At 72.0% G+C, this 307-nt stretch carries 1 pseudogene; it reads left to right on the top strand.

The features are described from left to right. Positions 1-38 precede the first annotated feature (38 nt). Positions 39-307, top strand: a pseudogene (locus UK12_RS42625) (hypothetical protein); the annotation flags it as partial.

Below are 307 nucleotides of genomic sequence, written 5' to 3'. Positions count from 1 at the left end.
TCCACTTGCTGGTCAGCTACCCCCCCTGAACCCCCCGGGTGCTCGCCGAGGCCTTCCACATCGCCGCCCCCGGCCGTCCTGGCCCGGTCCTGGTCGACATCGCCAAGGTCGCCCTGCAGGCCACCCCCACCGCCCGTCCTGCCCCCATCCTCAGCGACCCCGCGCCGGACACCCTGCCGCCCACCCTCACCTTCCCCGCGCCGGTGACGGCGATCAGGCAACCCTCGGCGATCCCCCGGGGGATCTCGGCCGGGTCGGTGACCAGGAAGTTGTGCTTGGTGATCGGCATGGTGATGCCGCAGATGTC

The organism is Saccharothrix sp. ST-888 (assembly GCF_000955975.1).
Taxonomy (GTDB): Bacteria; Actinomycetota; Actinomycetes; order Streptomycetales; family Streptomycetaceae; genus Kitasatospora.
This window is presented reverse-complemented; position numbering and strand designations above follow the sequence as displayed.